Genomic DNA, 20,151 nt, shown 5'->3' with positions numbered 1-20,151 from the left:
CGGACGTGCGCGAACGTTGCACCCTCTCCACCTCGTGGAATGTTCGTGCGACCCCGGCGGCGGCCCCATCTGTCACGGACGGTAGTCACTTGCGTACAACGCCTCCCCGTGCGAGCCTGGTCCCTCACCCCTGTTATCGAACACCTGTTCCCGTAGCGGGTGGAGGGAGGCCGTCGGTGAGCGGCGCACGGGCGACGGGGAGCGCGGTGTGGATCGGCTCGCTCATCCGCCGCTTCCCCGATCTCGTCGAGGCACTGGCCCACGGGGCCCGGCAGGAACTCGGGGACGGCCCCGTGGGCGCCCCGGACGGCGGACCCGCCCACCCGGTGCGGCTGCACCTCGCGGACGCCGTGCGCGACATCACGGACGGCGTGGCCGAGCTGGAGGAGGCGGTCCGCGAGCGGCTCGGGCTGCGGCCCGTCGCACCCGCGCCGGTGCCCGTGCGGCTGCGCCGCGTCGCGGGGCTCCTGGAACGCATCGGCGGCGACCCGCTGCTCGCCGCGCACGTCGGGGAGGAGGCCCGGCGGATGGCGGCGCGCTGCGCCCGGGCGCTGGGCGACCCCGAGCCGTCGGTACGGCTGCCGGGCCGCTGCCCGCGCTGCGGAGCGGCGTCCCTGCGGGCGTTCCCCGAGCCGGCCGAGGTGCGGTGCGCCGACCCCGCCTGCGCCGCCCCGCCGGACGACGGCGGGGACGGTGAACTCCCCCCGGCCACCGAGGGGTCCGTGGACGCGTGAAGGGGCCGGGAGGTCTCCCTCCCGGCCCCTTCACGTGTGAGCGACGCCCGCGACGGCTACTCGGACGACCGCTTCGGCCGCCAGACCACCAGCGCGCTCGTCTGCTGGACGTCCTGGTACGGCACCAGGTCCCGGCGGTACGAGGCGTGGACGGCGGCCTCGCGCTGCTGCATCGCGGCCGCGGCTCCGTCGAGGGCCGCCTCCATCTCCGCGACCCGGGACTGGAGCGCGGCGACCTGGTTCTCCAGCTCGATGATGCGCTTGATGCCCGCGAGGTTGATGCCCTCGTCCTGCGACAACTGCTGCACCGTACGCAGCAGTTCGATGTCGCGGGCCGAGTAGCGCCGGCCCCGCCCGGCCGTGCGGTCCGGGGAGACCAGGCCGAGGCGGTCGTACTGACGCAGGGTCTGCGGGTGCAGACCGGAGAGCTGGGCCGCCACCGAGATGACGTAGACCGGCGTCTCCTCGGTCAGTTCGTACGGGTTGCGTCGACGGCCGATTCCGTCCATGGCGTCCTCATGCTCCCTTCGCGGCCTGGAACAGCTCCGCCCGCGGATCCTCCTCCGCGGTCGCCTCGCGATACGCCTCCAGCGCGTCGCGAGCCTTGCCCGAGAGGTCCGCGGGGACGGCGACCTCGACGGTGACCAGCAGGTCGCCGCGCGTGCCGTCCTTGCGGACCGCGCCCTTGCCCCGGGCGCGCATGGTGCGTCCGTTGGGCGTGCCGGGCGGCAGCTTCAGCGTGACCGGCGGCCCGCCCAGCGTGGGCACGCGCACCTCGCCCCCGAGCGCCGCCTCCGGGTAGGTGACGGGCACGGTGACGGTGAGGTTGTCGCCCTTGCGGCCGAAGACCGGGTGGGCGGCGACGTGCACGACGACGTAGAGGTCGCCGGCGGGACCGCCGCGCTCGCCCGGCGCTCCCTTGCCGCGCAGCCGGATCCGCTGGCCGTCGCTGACGCCGGCCGGGATGCGGACCTGCATCGTGCGCGAGGACTTGGCCCGGCCGCTGCCCCGGCAGACCTCGCAGGGGTTCTCCGCGATCAGGCCGCGGCCCTTGCAGTCGGGGCACGGGTCGGTCAGCGAGAAACCGCCGCCCGATCCGCGGGCCACCTGGCCGGTGCCGACGCACGTCGGGCACACGCGCGGTGTGCCGTTCGCGTCGCCGGTGCCCGAACAGGCCTTGCAGGGCGACTGGGAGGACATGCGCAGCGGCACCGTCGCGCCGTCCACCGCCTCCGTGAAGCTCAGCGTGACCTCGGACTCGACGTCCTGGCCCCGCCGGGGTTGCGTCCGGGCGCCGGTGCCCGCGCCGCCGCGGTTGAACAGCCCGCCGAAGACGTCGCCGATGCCTCCGCCGAAACCGCCCGCCGCGGTGCCGCCCTGGGCGCCGCCCCCGAAGAGGTCGCCCAGGTCGAAGTTGAAGGAGCCGCCGCCGGCACCGGGACCGGGCCGGAAGCCGCCGTTGCCGAAGAGGGCGCGGGCCTCGTCGTACTCCTTGCGCTTCTTGGGGTCACCGAGGACGTCGTTCGCCTCGGAGATCTCCTTGAAGCGCTCCTCCGCCTTGGCGTTGCCCTTGTTGGCGTCCGGGTGGAACTCGCGGGCGAGCTTCCGGTACGCCTTCTTGATCTCGGCCTCGGTGGCGTCCTTGGGGACGCCGAGGACCTTGTAGTAGTCCTTCTCGATGAAGTCCTTGGTGCTCATCCTCGACGTCCCTCCTCCCTCGTGCGTACGTCAGCCCTCGTCCGGGCCACCGCTCTCCTTGTCGTCCGCCGCCTCGGCGGTCTCGGCGGAGTCCGCCTTGACGGTCTGCGCCCCGGGCTGGGGCTCGGCGACGGCCACCCGCGCGGGGCGGATGGTGCGCTCGCCGATGCGATACCCAGGCTGCAGAATCGCCACGCACGTCGTCTCGGTGACGTCCGGCGCGTAACTGTGCATCAGGGCCTCGTGGATCGTCGGGTCGAAGGGCTCGCCCTCCTTGCCGAACTGCTGCAGGCCCATCTTCGCCGCGACGGTCTCCAGCGACTCGGCCACCGACTTGAAGCCGCCGACCAGTTCGCCGTGCTCCCGCGCGCGGCCGATGTCGTCGAGTACGGGCAGGAGCTCGGTCAGGAGGTTCGCCACGGCGATCTCCTTGACCGCGATCCGGTCGCGCTCGACCCGGCGGCGGTAGTTCTGGAACTCGGCCTGGAGCCGCTGGAGGTCCCCCGTGCGCTCGGTGAGCGCGCTGCGGGCCTGGTCCAGCTGGGCCGTCAGACCGGCCAACTGTGCTGCTGCGTCCCCGTCCGGGGCCGCCGCCGCCTCCTCCTCCGAGGAGGGGGTGGCGGCCTGCGGCTCGGCGTCGTCAGAGGTGGCGCCGGAGGGGACGTCGGGCTTCTCTTCGAAGCCCGGGGTCTCCTCCGTCACGCGGCACCGTCCTTGCGGTCCTCGTCGACGATCTCGGCGTCGACGACGTCGTCGTCAGCGGCCTTCGGCTGCTCGGCTCCGGCACCCTCGGCGCCACCGGCCGCCTGCGCGGCGTTGGCGTCGGCGTACATCGCCTGGCCCAGCTTCTGGGAGACGGCGGCGACCTTCTCGGTGGCCGTGCGGATCTCGGCGGTGTCCTCGCCCTTGAGCGCGGCCTTCAGCTCCTCGATACCGGCCTCGACCTCGGTCTTGACCTCGCCCGGGACCTTGTCCTCGTTGTCCTTGAGGAACTTCTCGGTCTGGTAGACGAGCTGCTCGCCCTGGTTGCGGGTCTCGGCGGCCTCGCGGCGGGCGTGGTCCTCCTCCGCGTACTTCTCGGCCTCCTGGCGCATCCGGTCGACCTCGTCCTTCGGCAGCGAGGAGCCGCCGGTGACGGTCATCTTCTGCTCCTTGCCCGTGCCCAGGTCCTTCGCGGTCACGTGCATGATGCCGTTGGCGTCGATGTCGAAGGCGACCTCGATCTGCGGGACGCCGCGGGGCGCCGGCGGCAGACCGGTCAGCTCGAACATCCCGAGCTTCTTGTTGTACGCCGCGATCTCGCGCTCGCCCTGGTAGACCTGGATCTGCACGGACGGCTGGTTGTCCTCGGCGGTGGTGAAGATCTCGGACCGCTTGGTCGGGATCGTCGTGTTCCGCTCGATGAGCTTGGTCATGATGCCGCCCTTGGTCTCGATACCGAGGGACAGCGGGGTCACGTCGAGGAGCAGGACGTCCTTGACCTCACCCTTGAGCACACCGGCCTGGAGGGCGGCGCCGATGGCGACGACCTCGTCCGGGTTGACGCCCTTGTTGGCGTCCTTGCCGCCGGTCAGCTCGCGCACGAGCTCCGCGACGGCCGGCATACGGGTGGAGCCGCCGACGAGGACGACGTGGTCGATCTCGGACAGCTGGATGCCGGCGTCCTTGATGACGTTGTGGAACGGGGTCTTGCAGCGCTCCAGCAGGTCGGCCGTCAGCTGCTGGAACTGAGCCCGGGTGAGCTTCTCGTCCAGGTGCAGCGGGCCCTCGGCGGAGGCGGTGATGTAGGGCAGGTTGATCGAGGTCTCGGTGGACGAGGACAGCTCGATCTTGGCCTTCTCGGCGGCCTCGCGGAGGCGCTGGAGGGCCATCTTGTCCTTGGCCAGGTCCACGCCGTGGCCGGACTTGAACTGCTGGACCAGGTAGTCGACGACGCGCTGGTCCCAGTCGTCACCACCGAGGTGGTTGTCACCGTTGGTGGCCTTCACCTCGACGACGCCGTCGCCGATCTCCAGCAGGGACACGTCGAAGGTGCCGCCGCCGAGGTCGAAGACGAGGATCGTCTGGTCGTCCTTGTCGAGGCCGTACGCCAGGGCTGCGGCGGTCGGCTCGTTCACGATGCGCAGGACGTTCAGGCCAGCGATCTCGCCGGCCTCCTTCGTCGCCTGGCGCTCGGAGTCGTTGAAGTACGCCGGGACGGTGATGACCGCGTCCGTGACCTTCTCGCCCAGGTAGGCCTCGGCGTCCCGCTTCAGCTTCTGCAGGATGAAGGCGCTCATCTGCTGCGGGTTGAAGTCCTTGCCGTCCAGGTTGATCTTCCAGTCAGTGCCCATGTGGCGCTTGACCGAACGGACCGTCCTGTCGACGTTCGTGACCGCCTGGCGCTTGGCGACCTCGCCGACGAGCACCTCACCGTTCTTGGCGAAGGCGACGACGGACGGCGTGGTCCTGGCGCCCTCGGCGTTGGTGATGACGGTGGGCTCGCCGCCCTCCAGAACGCTGACGACGGAGTTAGTCGTGCCCAGGTCGATGCCGACCGCACGTGCCATGACAATTCCTCCAGCTGACTTGAGTGGAACGGACTCAAGTGTGCATCACACCCGGCGCGTGGTCAACAGAGCTGAGTCGAGCGGGCTCAACTCTTATCCCTTCCTTACGCGCAAGGAAGCGCTGACCTGGGGAATCGGGGCACCCGTCGACCTGCGGGCCGGGTGAATCCGACACCGGGTCCCCCCGGAGCGCGCGCCCACGCGGACCACGAATGCCGTGAATGACGGAATATGGTGTGAATGGCAGCATCCGGTTCCGCCCCGCGGGCCGCCACCCGGCGACCTCCGGGACGGCGCGGCGCGTGAGGCAAGCCTCAGCGACACAGATCACCGCCCGCCCGGCTACAGTGCGGCGCCAGAAATGGGTAGTCTCAGACGGACTGCATAAGTTACCGCTTAGTAATCGCTCTCGAAGCACCACCGCGCAGGCCCGAGGAGCCCTTCATGCAACTCGCCGCGATCATTGTGTCGCTGGTACTCGCCGTCGTCGGCGCGGCGCTGTTCGGCCGAGCCATCGCACAGATCTACCGGTTCGTGCGGCTCGGCCAGGACATCCCCGCGGGCATCCGCACCGACGACTGGGCAGCGCGTACCGTCACGGTCGTCAGGGAGTTCCTCGGCCACACCCGGATGAACCGCTGGGGCGTGGTGGGCGTCGCCCACTGGTTCGTCGCCGTCGGCTTCTTCTCGCTCGTACTGACTCTCGTCAACGCCTTCGGCCAGCTCTTCGAGGCCGACTGGGTGCTGCCGGTCCTCGGGCACTGGCTGCCCTGGGAGATGTTCGTCGAGTTCATCGGCACGATGACGACGCTCGGCATCCTCACGCTCATCGTGATCCGCCAGCTGTCGCTGCCCACCCGCCCGGGCCGCAAGTCCCGGTTCGCGGGCTCGAACTTCGGCCAGGCGTACTTCGTCGAGGCCGTCATCCTCATCATCGGCCTCGCGATCATGACGCTGCGCGGCCTGGAGGGCGCCCTCACCGGCGTGGACCACTACGAGGCCGCCTACTTCGCCTCGTACCCCCTGGTCAAGGCCTTCAGCGGGCTGAGCCTCGGCACCCTGCAGAACCTCGTCTACCTGACCGCGATGATCAAGATCTCGACGTCCTTCATCTGGATGATCACGGTCTCGCTGAAGACGGACATGGGCATCGCCTGGCACCGCTTCCTGGCCTTCCCCAACATCTGGTTCAAGCGCGACGCCAAGGGCGGGACCTCGCTCGGCGGACTCCTGCCGATGACGTCCGGCGGCAAGGCCATCGACTTCACCGACCCCGGTGACGACGACGTCTTCGGCGTCTCCCAGGTGGAGCAGTTCTCCTGGAAGGGCCTCCTCGACTTCTCGACCTGCACCGAGTGCGGCCGCTGTCAGTCGCAGTGCCCCGCCTGGAACACCGGCAAGCCGCTCTCCCCCAAGCTCCTCATCATGTCCCTGCGCGACCACGCGCACGCCAAGGCGCCGTACCTGCTGGCCGGCGGCGGCAAGGACATGGAGGGCAACGAGAAGGCGTCGGCCGAGGCCCTGAAGGACGTGCCCGCCGCCGCCCTCGCGGAGGCCGAGCGCCCGCTGATCGGCACGCTGGAGGAGAACGGCGTCATCGACCCGGACGTCCTCTGGTCCTGCACCACCTGCGGCGCCTGCGTCGAGCAGTGCCCGGTCGACATCGAGCACGTCGACCACATCGTCGACATGCGCCGCTACCAGGTGATGATCGAGAGCGCGTTCCCGTCCGAGGCGGGCACGATGCTCAAGAACCTGGAGAAGAAGGGCAACCCCTGGGGGCTGGCCAAGAAGCAGCGCCTGGAGTGGACGAAGGAGGTCGACTTCGAGATCCCGGTCGTCGGCCGCGACATCGAGGACCTGACCGAGGTCGAGTACCTCTACTGGGTCGGCTGCGCCGGTGCCCTGGAGGACCGCGCCAAGAAGACCACCAAGGCCTTCGCGGAGCTGCTGCACATGGCGGGCGTCAAGTTCGCGATCATGGGCGGCGACGAGAAGTGCACCGGCGACTCCGCCCGCCGTCTCGGCAACGAGCCCCTGTTCCAGGAGCTCGGCATGGAGAACGTCATGGCGCTGAACATGGCGTTCGGCGAGGAGACGGACGACGAGGGCAAGGTCCTCCCCGAGTCCGCGAAGCCGAAGTCCGCGAAGAAGATCGTCGCGACCTGCCCGCACTGCCTCAACACCCTCGGCAACGAGTACCCGCAGCTCGGCGGCGACTACGAGGTCATCCACCACACCCAGCTGCTCCAGCACCTCATCGACGAGGGCAAGCTGCTGCCGGTCACCCCGGTGGACGGCCTGATCACCTACCACGACCCCTGCTACCTGGGCCGGCACAACAAGATCTACACGCCGCCGCGCGAGATCATGTCCGCCGTCCCGGGCCTGCGCCAGCAGGAGATGCACCGCCACAAGGAGCGCGGCTTCTGCTGCGGCGCCGGCGGCGCGCGGATGTGGATGGAGGAGCGGATCGGCAAGCGCATCAACAACGAGCGCGTCGACGAGGCCCTCTCCCTCAACCCGGACATCGTCTCCACCGCCTGCCCGTTCTGCCTCGTCATGCTGACCGACTCGGTCAACGGCAAGAAGAACGACGGCAAGGCCAAGGAGTCCGTCCAGGTCGTGGACGTCGCCCAGCTGCTCCTGGACTCGGTCAAGACCCCGGCCGACCCCACGGGCCCGGCCGAGGCCGAGAGCACCCCGGAGCCCGAACCCGCCAAGTGAGGTCCGCCGCCCCCGGGCGGCGGTCCCGCCGGCCCCGCGCCGGCCCGGCTCCCTGACGAGAACACCCCATGTCCCCGCTCCGAGCAGGGGACATGGGGTGTCCTCGTCCCCGGGCCCGGCAGGGGCCATGATGGGCGGGTCGTGGCGCGAGGAGCGCCGCCGGACGAGCCTGGAGCCGCCTCGATGTCCCTGCGTGCCGTGCTGGCCTCGGTCCTGGTGTGCGCCGCCCTCACCGGCTGCGGCGCCGACGAGCCCTCGTCCGACCGCCCCGCGCACGGGCGCCCCCCGGCCGGGAAGCCCGCCGCCCACCCCCGTCCCGGCGACTTCAACGGCGACGGCTACGACGACTACGTCACCGTCGTGCGGGCGAAGTCCGCGGGCGAGAAGGAGTCGCCGAGCCTGGTCGTCGTCTACGGCTCACGGAAGGGGCTCGACCCCGCCTGGACGAGCCGCGCCCGGGCGGCCGAGGGCGAGGAGCTCATGTCGGTGCCGCTGCGCGCCGACCTCGACGGGGACGGCTTCACCGACCTGGTGGGCAGCCGCGGCGCGGAGCTGTCCGGCGCGCGGGCGTTCGCGATGTTCGGCGGCCCGCGCGGCCTCGGCCCCGCCCGCGCCCTCGACCTGCCCGAGGGCTTCCGCCCGCTGGCCGCCGCCGACTTCGACGGCGACGGGTCCGTGGACCTGCTCGACGGCGGCCGGGGCGGCACCGGGGACACCGGTTCCCGGGAGCCCGGCACCGGCGGGAGCCTGCGGTACGGGCCCTTCGACCGCGCCGGCACACCCCGGCGCACGGCGGACCTCGACGTGAACCAGCAGGGCTACAGCACGCCTCAGGCCGCCGCGACCGGCGACTTCGACGGCGACGGCCGCGCGGAGGCCGTCCTCACCTACTCCTACGACGCCGAGCAGGACGACTCCGCGCCCGCCGGACTGCACTCCGTCGGCTTCTACGAGGGCGGCGAGCGGGGCCTCGTCCGCGACACCCGCCCGGAGGAGCGCCTCGGCCGCGCCCTGTCCACCTCCGACGGCCCGCGCACCCCGGGTGTCGGCGACGCGGACGGCGACGGCACCGACGACCTGCTGCTGCCGACCCTGCTGACCGTCTCGCCCGCCGAGATGCCGGCGACCGGCGGCGCGGTGACGATCCTGTACGGCGCCCGGTCGGGCCTCGGCACGGGACGCCCCGAGACCGTGATCGGCGACCGCACCGGTGACCGGCGGCGCGTCGACTTCGGCTCGTCACCGGCCGTGGGCGACGTCGACGGTGACGGCCGGCCCGACCTCGTGGTGAACACCCCCGACTTCCGGCGGCACGACGGCAGGATCACGCTCCTGCCGGGCGGCACGGAGGGGGTGCCGTCCACCGCCGGGGAACAGTCGGTGGACGCCGCGACCGAAGGGCTGCCCGGTACCCCCAACCCGCACTACTGGAACGCCTTCGGACACCAGCCGCCCCTGCTGGACGTCGACGGCGACGGCCACGCCGACGCGGTGGTCTTCGGGCCCCTGTACGAGAAGCGCGCGGGCGCGTTCCTGGTCCTGCACGGCTCGGACGCCGGGTTCGACCCGAAGCGGGCGCGGATGTTCACCCCCGCGGACATGGGCCTGCGGGTGCGGACCACCGGCTGAACCCGGGGGGACGCGAGGCCGGTCCCCCCGGCGAGCCGGTGGGCCCCCGCCAGGGGCGCCGCCCTCCGCGGCACGACGCCGGGCCTGCCGCACCCCGGGAGCCCGGTCACCGAGCCTGCCCGTGCCCGGCCGCGCGGTAACCGGGCGGGCCGCACCACCGGCCGCGCGGTGACCGGGAGTGCCGCCTTCGCCGTGCCCCCCGCAGTGCCTTCGGCCGGGGCGCCCCGCCCCGACCCCGCGACCGAGGAGGCTCCGGACCCCGGCCAGGGCCTCCGGCCGGGGTCCCTCCAAATCCGCCCCCGCCGCGGAGTTCACCCGGTGGACACTCCCGCACAACCCTTCGTCCATCTCGTGAGTCACACCGAGGACACCCGTATGCCCCTGTCCCGGGAGTGGCCCATGCGTGCAGAGAAGCCGGCCGTCGCGGCGGCGTGGCGGCCGCCGCCCCCCGCGGGTCCCCCGGACCCCGCCGACGACGTCGGCACCGTCACCCCCGGCCCCGGCCCCGCACCGCGCTGACCTCCGGTACGGACGCCCCCGCGTCCCCCGTCACCGACCGCTCCCGACGGCCGAGTCCCCCGGCTCCCGTCCGGCGTCCTCCCCCGGGCCGCCGCCCCCCGCCCCTCCCCGCAGCAGAAGCAGGAGTCCCTCCGTGACCCGCAGACCCCTCCCGGCCGCCGTGCTCTGCACGGCCGTCGTCCTCGCCGTCGCCGGCCTCTCCTCCCCCGCCGCCCTCGCGGCCCCCGGCGGCCTCCAGGGCGACTTCAACGGCGACGGCTACGCCGACATCGCGGTCGGCGTTTCCGGCGCCACCGTCTCCGGCCAGGCCAGGGCCGGTTACGTGAACGTCGTCTGGGGCGGACCCGAGGGCCCCGGCACCGCCGGCTCGGCCACGGTCAGCCAGGCCACCTCCGGGATACCGGGCACCCCCGAGGCCACCGACCTGTTCGGCGCGCGCGTCGCCTCGGCCGACGTGGACGCCGACGGCTTCGCCGACCTGCTCGTCGGCGCCCCCGGCGAGTCCCTCAGCGACAGCGCGTACGACGAACACGGCACGCTCACCGTCGTGTTCGGCTCCTCCTCCGGCTTCCGCAGCGGCGGAAAGGTGGCCGCCAAGGGCGCCGGGGACGCCGACCGGCTCGGCGCCCTGTTCACCGCGGGCGACTACGACCACGACGGGGACACCGACCTCGCGATCGGCACCAGCGGCGAGGAGGGCGGCGCGCTCCTGTTCCGCCCCGGCCCGCTCACCTCCCCCGCCGCGACGACGCTCCTCGACGGCTACGACTTCGCCGGCGCCGACGACCTGGCCACCGGCGACTTCGACGGCGACGGCACCGACGACATCGCGGTCACCTGGTCCGGCATGGAGCTGTACGGGACGGCCGTCTGGTCCCTCGCGGGCGGCGAACCGGCCGAGGTCTGGCGCACCGGCGACCACGCCGCCTCCCTGGCCGCCGCCGACCTGAACGGGGACGGCGCGGACGACCTGGTCCTCGGCCACCGGCGCGACAACCCCGAGGCCGACGTGCCGTCACCGTGCCCGGACGAGTCGAGCGGCGCGGTCCTCGTCCGGTTCAGCGCGGGCGGCCTGCGCGACGGCTCGGACGTCTGCCTGTCCCAGTCCTCGGCCGGGGTGCCCGGCACGGCCGAGGCGGGCGACGCCTGGGGCTCCTCGGTCGCGGCGGCCGACCTGGACGGCGACGGAGCGCCCGAACTCGTCGTCGGCGCCCCCGGCGAGGACGTCGGCTCGCTGGAGAACGCGGGCTCGGTCACCGTCCTGAAGGGCACGGGCACGGGCCCGCTCTCCGGCGGCGTCTCGTACACGCAGAACACCCAGGGCGTTCCCGGCACCGCCGAGGCCGGCGACCTGTTCGGGGCGACGGTCGCCACCGGCCGCTACGACCGGGACGGCCTCGCGGACCTCGCCGCCGGCGCCCCCGGCGAGAACTCCTCCGCCGGCGGTGTCTGGTACGTCCCGACGACCGACGCCGCGTACCCCGAGGGCGCGCGCTCCCTCACGCCGCGCGGCCTCGGCCTGTCCGGCGCGAAGGCGTACGGCACGGAACTGGGCCGCTGACCGGGGGCCGGTCCCGGCCCGCGGCACCCGGTGGGGCGCACCCGTCACGTGCGCCCCACCGGGCACAGAAGTTTTTCGAATTCACGTACAACCCTTGCCCCACTCCACGGGTCTCCTGTTCGCCGACCGCCCCGTTACGCCCAGGACAACTCCAGGCGAACGCGGGCGACGAGCACCCCATCGACTGTGGACGCCCGCCAGGCGTTCCCCGCATGCCGCAGGAGAATCCCGCATGCACAAGCACCTCCGCATCGCCCTCGCGACGGCCGCAGCGGCCACGCTGACGGGCGGTCTGCTCACCTTCACGACCACCACGGCCCTGGCCGCGGACTCGGTCCACCACCACGAGGCCGACTTCAACGGCGACGGCTACGGCGACACCGCGTTCTCCGCGGGCGACGCCACGGTCGGCGGCAAGAAGGAAGCGGGCCAGATCGTGGCCCTGTACGGCTCGGCGAGCGGCGTGACCTCGACGCAGCGCACGACGGTCAGCCAGAACACCACCGGCGTCCCGGGCTCCGCGGAGACCGGCGACCACTTCGGCTGGGTCAGCGCCTACGGCGACTTCAACGCCGACGGCTTCGACGACCTCGCCGTGTCCGCCTCGTACGAGGACGTCGACGGCGACACCGACGGCGGCACCGTCCTCGTCCTGTGGGGCTCCTCCACGGGCCTCACCGGCGGTACGACGATCGCGGACCCGGCGGTCTCCTCGCACGACCGCTGGGGCAAGACGCTCGCCGCAGGCGACTACGACGGCGACGGCAAGGACGACCTGGCGGTGGGCTCGTCCGAGAGCACCGTCCACGTCTTCAAGGGCGGCCTGACCACCTCCGGCGGCTACGGCGCCCGCGCCACCGTCAAGCCCCCGATCCAGTCGGGCGGAGTCACCGGCCCGCTCAACCTCACCGCGGGCGACGTCAACGGCGACGGGAGGACCGACCTGGTCGTCGACGGCTTCGAGGACGACAGCGACTACGGCTGGAACACCAACTACTACATCCCCGGCTCGGCCTCCGGCCTGGTCTCCTCCGGCGCGGTGGAGCTCAAGCGCGGTGTCATCACGGCCATCGGCGACGTGAACGGCGACGGCTACGGCGACATCGTGACCGGCCAGGAGTGGGACCCGTCCAACAACGAGGACCCCTCCGTGCCCGAGTCGGTGACCGGCGGCAAGGTCCACGTCATCTACGGCTCCTCGGCCGGCCCCGCCTACACGGTGGCCGTCAGCCAGAACTCCGGCTCCGTCCCCGGCTCCTCCGAGCGCGGCGACTGGTTCGGCGGCGAGCTCTCGCTCGGCGACATCAACGGCGACGGCTTCCAGGACCTGGCGGTCGCCGCCGCGGGCGAGAACCTGAACGGCGTCGTCAACACGGGCGCCGTGACCGTCCTGTACGGCTCCGCCTCCGGCATCAACACCGGTTCCGGAGCCCAGTACTTCGCCCAGTCCACGGCCGGCGTCCCCGGCTCGGACGAGAAGAACGACTACTTCGGCGCCGAGGTCAAGCTCACCGACGTCACCCACGACGGCCGCGCGGACCTGCTGGTCGCGGCGATCGGCGAGAACGACTTCAACGGCTCGGTCACCTACCTGCCCTCCGGCGGCACGAAGATCACCACCACCGGCGCGCGCTCCCTGGCGCCGTCCGCGGTCGGCGTCTCGACCGACGGATACCCGGCGTTCGGCGCCAACGCGGCCAACTGACCCACGCCCTCAGCCTGTCGGGCCCGCGCCGCTCCCGGCGCGGGCCCCTCCCCTCAGGAGCTCCCGCATGCGCCTGCGCACCACCACGGCCCTCGCCGCCCTCCTGGCCGCGGGGGCCGCCCCCGTGGCCCTCACCGCCCCGGCCTCCGCCGCCGCCGCCAAGCACTACGACGACTTCAACGGCGACGGCTACCGCGACCTCGTGTACGGCAGCGCCTACTCGGGAATCTCCGGCGCCGACGGCTGGGAGGGCGGCGCCGTCACCGTCGTGTACGGCAGCGCCTCCGGGCCGGACACCGCGCACACCCAGATCGTCCACCAGGACAGCCCCGGCGTGCCCGGCGCGGGCGAGGAGGACGACACGTTCGGCGAGAGCCTCGCCGGCGCGGACCTCGACAAGGACGGCTACGCGGACCTCGCCGTCGGCAACCCCACGGAGCACGTGGGCAGTTACCGGTACCGCGGCTCGGTCACCATCCTGTGGGGCTCGCGCTCGGGCCTGAGCGGCGGCACCAACGTGACCCCGAAGTCCGGGGCCCAGGGCCACTTCGGCAGGGACGTGGCCACCGGCGACTTCACGGGTGACGGCTCGCCGGACCTCGCGGTCGTGGGCGGCGAGGAGGCGTGGCTGTACCGGGGCGCCTTCACCCGCTCCGGCGGCACCGGCAGCGTCAGCAAGGTCGACAAGGCGGACGGCGGCTGGTCCTCCGACGGTCTGGCCGCCGGCAAGGTCGACGGCGACGGCAGGACCGACCTCGTCGTCCTCGGCGACCAGTTCCACGACGGGACGAACCACCACCGCGCCTGGTTCCTCAAGGGCACGGCGAGCGGCCTGTCCTCGGGCCCGTCCAGGACGCTCGGCAGCGCCGCCGCGGACGCCGCCGTCGGCGACTTCGACAAGGACGGCTACGGCGACGTCGCCCTGGCCCTGCCCGACGCGAGCGGCGGCAAGGGCGCGGTGACCGTCTGGAAGGGCACGTCCGCCGGACCGGGCGGCTCGGCCACGTACACCCAGGCCACCTCCGGCGTCGCGGGCACCCCCGAGGCGGACGACAACTTCGGCTACGACGTCACGGCGGGCGACACGAACGGCGACGGGTACGCGGACCTCGCGGTCGGCGTCCCCCACGAGGCCGTGGACGGCCGGGAGCACCAGGGCGGCGTGCACGTCTTCCGCGGCGGCTCGGGCGGCCTCGCCGGCGCCCGCTCCTCCTGGATCGCGCAGTCCGTCATGGGCGCCCCCGACTCGGGCACGTCCTTCGGCTACACCGTCCGCCTGCGCGACCTGGACGCGGACGGCAGGGCGGACCTCGCCGTCGGCGCGACCACGGGCGGCCTGGTCCTGCGCGGCACCGCCACGGTCCCCTCCGCGTCCGGCCCGACGGTCCTGAACGATTTCGGCGGCACCTTCACCGACTGACCCGCGCGCCCGCGAAACCGGGGGGACCCCGGCACCCGTACCACCTCGGGAGCCGGGGTCCCCGGAGGTCGCCTCCACCACGTTGGCCTACGTGCCGCGTCAAGCGCGCTCACGTACGGGAAGACCCCGAGCAGCCACGGAGACCAGGCCCGTTGCCCCCTTAGGGGATGTCACAGCTCGGCCGCAAAGCCGGGTCCATTGCCCCGGCCCCGGCACGTCACTCTGCGGGACCAGGTACGTTCGATTACGTGGCTGGATTCAGGATCGGACGCGGCCGGGACAACCGCACCCCGCAAGGGCGACCGCAACAACACCCGCGGCAGGAGCCGTACGGACAGCAGGCCCCCCAGGGCCAGGGCCCGACGTACGGCTACCCACCCGCGCCGCAGCAGCAGTACGGCGGACAGCCCTACGGCGGTCAGCCGAACGGCGGCACGTGGCCGCAGGGCGGCCAGGGCGAGCCGGAGTACTTCGGCGACGACGGCCGGCAGGGCTACCAGCAGGGCCCCGACCCGTACGCGGCCAACCAGCCGGGGCACACCCAGGCCTTTGCGATCGGCGAGGACCCGTACAACCAGGGCGAGACCTACCGCGCAGGGCAGGCACCGGCCCCGCCGGTCGGCCCCAGGCTGTACTGGAAGGACCTGCTCAAGGGAGTCGTCCTCCGCCCGAACCAGACCTTCCTCCAGATGCGCGACTACGCGATGTGGGGCCCCGCGCTCGGCGTCACGTTCCTCTACGGCCTGCTCGCCGTCTTCGGCTTCGACGGCGCCCGCGAGGACGCGATCAACGCCACGCTGTCCAACGCGGTGCCGATCGTCCTCATCACCGGCGTCGCGATCGTTCTCAGCACCTTCATCCTCGGCGTGGTCACCCACACCCTGGCCCGTCAGCTCGGGGGCGACGGCGCCTGGCAGCCGACGGTCGGCCTCTCCATGCTGATCATGTCGATCACGGACACCCCGCGTCTGCTGGTCGCCATGTTCTTCGGCGGCGACGCCTCCTTCGTCCAGCTCCTCGGCTGGGTGACCTGGCTGGCGGCCGGCGCCCTGCTCACGCTGATGGTGTCCCGCAGCCACGACCTGCCCTGGCCCAAGGCCCTGGGCGCGTCGGCGATCCAGCTGATCGCGATCCTGTCGATCGTCAAGCTCGGCACGTTCTGAGCACACCGCTCGGCACGTTCCGAGCGCACCGGCACCGAGCCGGCGACCCGGGCCCGTCCGCGGCGGTTCAGTCCGCCGGGGCGGGCTCGATGTTCTGGTTGGCGTGGAAGAGGTTGTGCGGGTCGTAGGCGCGCTTGACCGCCGCCAGCCGGTCGTAGTGGCCGCCGTAGGAGGCCCGCACCCGGTCCCCGCCCTCGTCGGCGCCCAGGAAGTTGACGTACGCGCCGCCCATGGACTGCGGATGCAGCTCCCCCCAGTAGTCGACGCACCACTGCCTGACCGTCTCCGCGTTCGCGGGGTCCGGATCGACACCGCCGACGATGCCGGACCAGACGGCGTCCCGGCGCGTCCACGCGGTGTCGTCCTCGCCTACCCGCCCGGCGGCCCCGTCGACCGGGTACATGTGCATGGTCGACAAGGGGGTCGGAATGCCCTCCGCGTACTTGGCGTGCACCTCGACGGCGTCGTCGGTGATCCGGTCGAACAGGTCTCCGCGCCAGTACCACTGGAGCCCGGCCGGGATCAGCTGGTCGAACATGCTCTGCACCGCGGGGTACGGCATCGGCGCCGTGAAGTGGAAGGTGGGCGGTCCCGCCTCGTTCACCGGCGCCAGCATCTCCTCCACGCGGTCCGGGTCACCGCTCCAGCACCACACCACGCCGCACATCTTGTGCCCGTGGGTCTCCTCGGGGAACGGCGGTCCCGGCGGCACCACGAGCACCGCGAAGAACCCGTTGAGGTCGTCGGGCGCCTTCGGCAGGAACTCGCGGTACCAGCGCAGTACGTCCCCGATGCTGTCGAGCGTCCACAGGGTGATCCCGAGCGAGACGGTGTGCACCGGGTGCAGGCGGTAGGTGAAGGAGGTCGCGACGCCGAAGTTCCCGCCGCCGCCGCGCAGCGCCCAGAACAGGTCCGCGTGCTCCCGTTCGCTCGCCGTGACGAAGCCGCCGTCGGCGAGCACCACGTCGGCGGAGAGCAGGTTGTCGGCGGTCAGCCCGTACTTGCGGGTGAGGTGGCCGTGCCCGCCGCCGAGGGTGAGGCCCCCGAGGCCGGTCGTGGACATGATGCCGGTGGGCGTGGCCAGGCCGAAGGCGTGGGTGGCGTGGTCGAGGTCGCCCAGGGTGGCGCCGCCGCCGGCCTGGGCGGTCTGCGTCACCGGGTCGACGCGCACCCCGCTCATCGGCGACAGGTCGATGGTGACGCCGTCGTCGACCATGCTCAGCCCGGCGCCGCTGTGCCCGCCGCCGCGTACGGCCGTCTCCAGGCCGCGGTCGCGGGCGAAGTCGACCGCCGCCATCACGTCCCCGGCGTCCCGGCACCGCACCACGGCGGCCGGCCGGCGGTCGATCATCGCGTTGTAGACCGTGCGGGCCCTGTCGTACTCGGCATCCTGCGGAGTGATGACCGGACCGCGCAGCGCGGTCCGCATCGCCTCCCACGTACTGGCGTCCATGGCGATCGCTCTCCCTCGCGGGGCCCCGGCGCCGCCATGAGCCGCTGGCTCGATCGCACGTCACGGGTCCCACGCGGACACCGACGGGGCTGACCGTTCCAGCGTCCCGCCGTGGCGGGGAGCCCGCATCTCCGCACGCCGGACCGGCATCCGGGCGGGCGCCGGCCCTGCGGTAGCGTCTGTCCGGCCCGGGGACACCGGGCGAGGGGGAGGGGACGTTCGTGCGCGTGGGGATACGTGGGACACGCGGCTGGGGAGCCCGGCGCTGGATCGTCTTCGGGGTGATCGCGTTCGGGTCGCTGTTCCTGGTCGTCGGGCTGATCCTGACGGGCGTGTCCGTCTCGTTCCTGACGAGCGCGGAGCGCACCTCCGGCACCGTGGCGGCCCTGGAGTGGCGGCGCGAGCACGACACGGGGACCCGCAAGCGGACGACCGACCGGCGCGTGGCCTACCCGGTGGTGGAGTTCACGTCGGCGGACGGCACGACGCACCGGTTCCGCGACCACACGGGCTCCAACCCGCCCTCGTACGAGGCGGGTGAGCGGGTCGAGGTGCTCTACCGCGCGGACTCCCCCGAGGACGCGCGGATCAACGGGTTCGCCTCCCTGTGGCTGCTGCCGCTGATCTTCGGCGGGATCGGGCTGCTGTTCACGGGCGTCGGCACGGCCGTGGCCCTGGTGACGCGCGGCCGGTCCCGGCCCGCGGCCTGACCCGGACGGGCTGCCGCGCAAGGCCCCGACGGAACCGCGCACGCTCCGCCCGACCGGACCGCCGGCGCCCACCGCCGTCCCGCCCGCTCAGAGGGCCTCGGTGTTCGGCCGGACCGCTTCCCCCGAGGGTTGTGGTTGAGAAAGTGGGCGGCCAGGGCGGCGCGCAACAAAAGTGGATCTTGTCTTACCGCGCACTTGGTGCCCCCCCTCGTCAGATGACGCTGCTCAGGCGTCGCGGTCGGTCTCTCGGCGGTCCGGTCGCGGCCGCGACGGCCGTGCGGCCGGAAGCGAGGACCGGTTGTGTACTGCCGTTATCCAGCGAACGCGCCTGACGTCGGCGCTTCAGTTCTCGGGCGAGTCCGCTTCGTCGTGTTCGGCGAAGACCTCGCGTGCCACGGCGTAGCTGTCAAACGCGCGAGCCACACCCGCGTAGACGGCCATCTGGATGAAGGCTTCGACGATCTCCTCTTTGGTCACGCCATTGTGCAGAGCGATACGCAGCTGGCCCCGAAGCGGCTCCAGGATGCCCAGACTCGCCGTGATGGTGACCGAGATGAGTGCACGGGTGCGAAGGTCGAGATGCTCGCTGCGAGTCCATGCGTCATTGAAGGCGTGTTCGGTCGCGATCCGTGTGAAGTCGTAAGCGTTGTCGGGTTCCGTCGGCCTTGGATCGACATACGGCGCCAGGCTGAAACCAAGAATCTTCTCGGCGTTGTTCAGAGCACGCGTGTAGTCAGCGTTGTGTTCCGTCACGGCGCCATTCTGCGCACTGCCGACCAAAAGCTATTAGACCGGCACGACGCTGGAACAAGACGCTGTGTTGTCAAGAGCGCCCCTTTTCGCTGACACCAGTACCCGACACCAACGATGAAGCGGTATCGCAATTGACGGACGAGGTCATGGAGTGTCTGTCCGGGTTACCTGCCGCACTCCGCAGACTGAGGTATTGGCGGCAGGGCGGAGGCCGTAGCGGGCCCGGCGAGGAGACGCCCGTCGATTCGTGGTTCCAGGTCCACTCTCGCCTGAATGGCCGCCTCGAAGCCTTCGTGGCAGCAGCACGTAGCGCTGTGGACGATCTGCTCCGCGTAAGCGGGCCGGAGCGGTGACAGCGGCAGCCCCGCGACGACGCAGGTCAGAGCGCTTCCTTGTTCTCCTTCGGCGCCTGTCCCGACCTATGTACTGGAGGCAGAACGCTCCACGGGAAGTTGATCCACTCGTCGGTGCGCTTCCACACGTACTCGCACTTCACGAGCGAGTGGGACTTCTCGTAGACGACGGCGCTGCGGACCTCGGCGACGGCGTCCACGCAGAAGTCGTGCACGAGCTTCAGCGTCTTGCCGGTGTCGGCGACGTCGTCCGTGATGAGCACCTTCTTGTCGGAGAAGTCGATCGCGTTCGGGACGGGCGCCAGCATGACCGGCATCTCCAGGGTGGTCCCGACGCCGGTGTAGAACTCGACGTTGACCAGGTGGATGTTCTTGCAGTCGAGGGCGTACGCGAGTCCGCCGGCCACGAACACCCCGCCCCGCGCGATGCTCAGCACGATGTCGGGCTCGTAGCCGTCGTCGACGATCGTCTGGGCGAGTTCGCGCACGGCGACGCCGAACCGCTCGTAGGTCAGGTTCTCCCGCACCTCGCTCATGTGCTGCTCTCCGCTCCCGCTCACACCTGGGTCCGGTGGAAGTTGAGGAAGGACCGCGAGGCGGTCGGCCCGCGCTGGCCCTGGTACCGGGACCCGTACCGCTCGCTGCCGTAGGGGAACTCCGCGGGCGAGCTGAGCCGGAACATGCACAGCTGCCCGATCTTCATCCCCGGCCACAGCTTGATGGGGAGTGTCGCGAGGTTGGACAGCTCCAGCGTCACGTGGCCGGAGAAGCCGGGGTCGATGAAGCCGGCGGTGGAGTGGGTGACCAGCCCGAGCCGCCCGAGCGAGCTCTTCCCCTCCAGCCGGGAGGCCAGGTCGTCGGGGAGCGAGATGACCTCGTAGGTACTGGCCAGCACGAACTCGCCGGGGTGCAGGATGAACGGCTCGTCGCCCTCGGGCTCGACGAGCCGCGTGAGGTCGGCCTGCTCGACGGCGGGGTCGATGTGGGGGTAGCGGTGATTCTCGAACACCCGGAAGAACCGGTCGAGTCGCACGTCGACGCTCGACGGCTGCACCATGGTTTCGTCGTACGGATCGATGCGGACCCGTCCGGCGTCGATCTCGGCCCGGATGTCCTTGTCTGAGAGAAGCACGCCCCGAGGATACGCAAGGCGCGCGGACCGGCCACAATCGTGGCC

Annotated in this window: 16 protein-coding genes; 8 read left to right on the top strand and 8 right to left on the bottom strand. The window is 72.0% G+C overall.

Translation table 11 applies throughout. The features are described from left to right. The first annotated feature begins 176 nt into the window (after positions 1–176). A complete protein-coding gene (locus ACWGIS_RS04480; protein ID WP_453360918.1) occupies positions 177–734 on the top strand; it encodes a hypothetical protein in 558 nt (185 codons plus the stop codon). 56 nt (positions 735–790) lie between these two features. Here the strand turns inward: ACWGIS_RS04480 and ACWGIS_RS04475 are convergent, their stop codons facing one another. Genes ACWGIS_RS04475 through dnaK form a run of 4 tightly spaced genes read right to left on the bottom strand, consistent with a single transcriptional unit; the run spans position 791 to position 4,981 of the window. After that, positions 791–1,243, bottom strand: coding sequence for a heat shock protein transcriptional repressor HspR (locus ACWGIS_RS04475; RefSeq protein ID WP_453360917.1), 453 nt, complete (start codon positions 1,241–1,243; stop codon positions 791–793). Positions 1,244–1,250: 7 nt separating this feature from the next. After that, a complete protein-coding gene (gene dnaJ, locus ACWGIS_RS04470) occupies positions 1,251–2,432 on the bottom strand; it encodes a molecular chaperone DnaJ (protein ID WP_453360916.1) in 1,182 nt (393 codons plus the stop codon). A gap of 30 nt (positions 2,433–2,462) precedes the next feature. Beyond that, positions 2,463–3,134, bottom strand: coding sequence for a nucleotide exchange factor GrpE (gene grpE / locus ACWGIS_RS04465; protein WP_453360915.1), 672 nt, complete (start codon positions 3,132–3,134; stop codon positions 2,463–2,465). Next, a complete protein-coding gene (dnaK, locus tag ACWGIS_RS04460; protein WP_453360914.1) occupies positions 3,131–4,981 on the bottom strand; it encodes a molecular chaperone DnaK in 1,851 nt (616 codons plus the stop codon). The genes grpE and dnaK overlap by 4 nt, the downstream gene beginning before the upstream one ends. Before the next feature lie 444 nt (positions 4,982–5,425). Here dnaK and ACWGIS_RS04455 point away from each other — a divergent pair, with 444 nt between their 5' ends. The 6 genes from ACWGIS_RS04455 to ACWGIS_RS04430 all read left to right on the top strand — a co-directional run bounded on the left by ACWGIS_RS04455 (position 5,426) and on the right by ACWGIS_RS04430 (position 15,705). Next, complete coding sequence (locus tag ACWGIS_RS04455; RefSeq protein ID WP_453360913.1) at positions 5,426–7,708, top strand: heterodisulfide reductase-related iron-sulfur binding cluster; 2,283 nt, start codon at positions 5,426–5,428, stop codon at positions 7,706–7,708. A 183-nt stretch (positions 7,709–7,891) separates the two neighbouring features. Beyond that, the gene (locus ACWGIS_RS04450; protein WP_453360912.1) at positions 7,892–9,337 is read left to right on the top strand and encodes an FG-GAP and VCBS repeat-containing protein; all 1,446 of its coding nucleotides are present in this window, start codon (positions 7,892–7,894) and stop codon (positions 9,335–9,337) included. Between the two features lie 652 nt (positions 9,338–9,989). Next, positions 9,990–11,417, top strand: a complete 1,428-nt coding sequence (locus tag ACWGIS_RS04445) for an FG-GAP and VCBS repeat-containing protein (RefSeq protein ID WP_453360911.1) — start codon at positions 9,990–9,992, stop codon at positions 11,415–11,417. Positions 11,418–11,649: 232 nt separating this feature from the next. Beyond that, complete coding sequence (locus ACWGIS_RS04440) at positions 11,650–13,122, top strand: FG-GAP repeat protein (protein ID WP_453360910.1); 1,473 nt, start codon at positions 11,650–11,652, stop codon at positions 13,120–13,122. Positions 13,123–13,189: 67 nt separating this feature from the next. Next, complete coding sequence (locus ACWGIS_RS04435; protein WP_453360909.1) at positions 13,190–14,542, top strand: FG-GAP and VCBS repeat-containing protein; 1,353 nt, start codon at positions 13,190–13,192, stop codon at positions 14,540–14,542. Between the two features lie 167 nt (positions 14,543–14,709). Further along, on the top strand, positions 14,710–15,705 hold the full coding sequence (locus tag ACWGIS_RS04430) for a YIP1 family protein (RefSeq protein WP_453360908.1): 996 nt from the start codon (positions 14,710–14,712) through the stop codon (positions 15,703–15,705). 67 nt (positions 15,706–15,772) lie between these two features. Here ACWGIS_RS04430 and ACWGIS_RS04425 read toward each other — a convergent pair whose 3' ends face one another. Beyond that, a complete protein-coding gene (locus ACWGIS_RS04425) occupies positions 15,773–17,158 on the bottom strand; it encodes an FAD-binding oxidoreductase (RefSeq protein ID WP_453360907.1) in 1,386 nt (461 codons plus the stop codon). 227 nt (positions 17,159–17,385) lie between these two features. On the opposite strand from ACWGIS_RS04425, the gene ACWGIS_RS04420 reads away from it, so the two are divergent. After that, positions 17,386–17,868: a DUF3592 domain-containing protein gene (locus ACWGIS_RS04420; RefSeq protein ID WP_453360906.1), complete on the top strand. Its 483-nt coding sequence runs from the start codon at positions 17,386–17,388 to the stop codon at positions 17,866–17,868. Between the two features lie 342 nt (positions 17,869–18,210). Here ACWGIS_RS04420 and ACWGIS_RS04415 read toward each other — a convergent pair whose 3' ends face one another. From ACWGIS_RS04415 to dcd, 3 genes are all read right to left on the bottom strand, one after another. Then, complete coding sequence (locus tag ACWGIS_RS04415; protein WP_453360905.1) at positions 18,211–18,621, bottom strand: carboxymuconolactone decarboxylase family protein; 411 nt, start codon at positions 18,619–18,621, stop codon at positions 18,211–18,213. A gap of 379 nt (positions 18,622–19,000) precedes the next feature. Then, positions 19,001–19,510: a phosphoribosyltransferase gene (locus ACWGIS_RS04410; RefSeq protein ID WP_453360904.1), complete on the bottom strand. Its 510-nt coding sequence runs from the start codon at positions 19,508–19,510 to the stop codon at positions 19,001–19,003. A 20-nt stretch (positions 19,511–19,530) separates the two neighbouring features. After that, positions 19,531–20,106: a dCTP deaminase gene (gene dcd, locus ACWGIS_RS04405; protein WP_453360903.1), complete on the bottom strand. Its 576-nt coding sequence runs from the start codon at positions 20,104–20,106 to the stop codon at positions 19,531–19,533. Between the last annotated feature and the right edge of the window lie 45 nt (positions 20,107–20,151).

The organism is Streptomyces sp. NPDC054842, assembly GCF_053611025.1.
The sequence above is the reverse complement of the archived record's forward strand: the minus strand, read 5'-3'. Positions and strand labels throughout refer to the sequence as shown.

What these genes read in the sequence shown, in the direction of transcription:
- ACWGIS_RS04450 (WP_453360912.1), top strand. Translation starts at nt 7,892, where the DNA reads ATGTCCCTGCGTGCCGTGCTGGCCTCGGTCCTGGTGTGCGCCGCCCTC.
- ACWGIS_RS04435 (WP_453360909.1), top strand. Translation starts at nt 13,190, where the DNA reads ATGCGCCTGCGCACCACCACGGCCCTCGCCGCCCTCCTGGCCGCGGGG.
- dnaJ (WP_453360916.1), bottom strand. Translation starts at nt 2,432, where the DNA reads ATGAGCACCAAGGACTTCATCGAGAAGGACTACTACAAGGTCCTCGGC.
- ACWGIS_RS04430 (WP_453360908.1), top strand. Translation starts at nt 14,710, where the DNA reads ATGTCACAGCTCGGCCGCAAAGCCGGGTCCATTGCCCCGGCCCCGGCA.
- ACWGIS_RS04440 (WP_453360910.1), top strand. Translation starts at nt 11,650, where the DNA reads ATGCACAAGCACCTCCGCATCGCCCTCGCGACGGCCGCAGCGGCCACG.
- ACWGIS_RS04475 (WP_453360917.1), bottom strand. Translation starts at nt 1,243, where the DNA reads ATGGACGGAATCGGCCGTCGACGCAACCCGTACGAACTGACCGAGGAG.
- dnaK (WP_453360914.1), bottom strand. Translation starts at nt 4,981, where the DNA reads ATGGCACGTGCGGTCGGCATCGACCTGGGCACGACTAACTCCGTCGTC.
- ACWGIS_RS04455 (WP_453360913.1), top strand. Translation starts at nt 5,426, where the DNA reads ATGCAACTCGCCGCGATCATTGTGTCGCTGGTACTCGCCGTCGTCGGC.
- ACWGIS_RS04410 (WP_453360904.1), bottom strand. Translation starts at nt 19,510, where the DNA reads ATGAGCGAGGTGCGGGAGAACCTGACCTACGAGCGGTTCGGCGTCGCC.
- ACWGIS_RS04425 (WP_453360907.1), bottom strand. Translation starts at nt 17,158, where the DNA reads ATGGACGCCAGTACGTGGGAGGCGATGCGGACCGCGCTGCGCGGTCCG.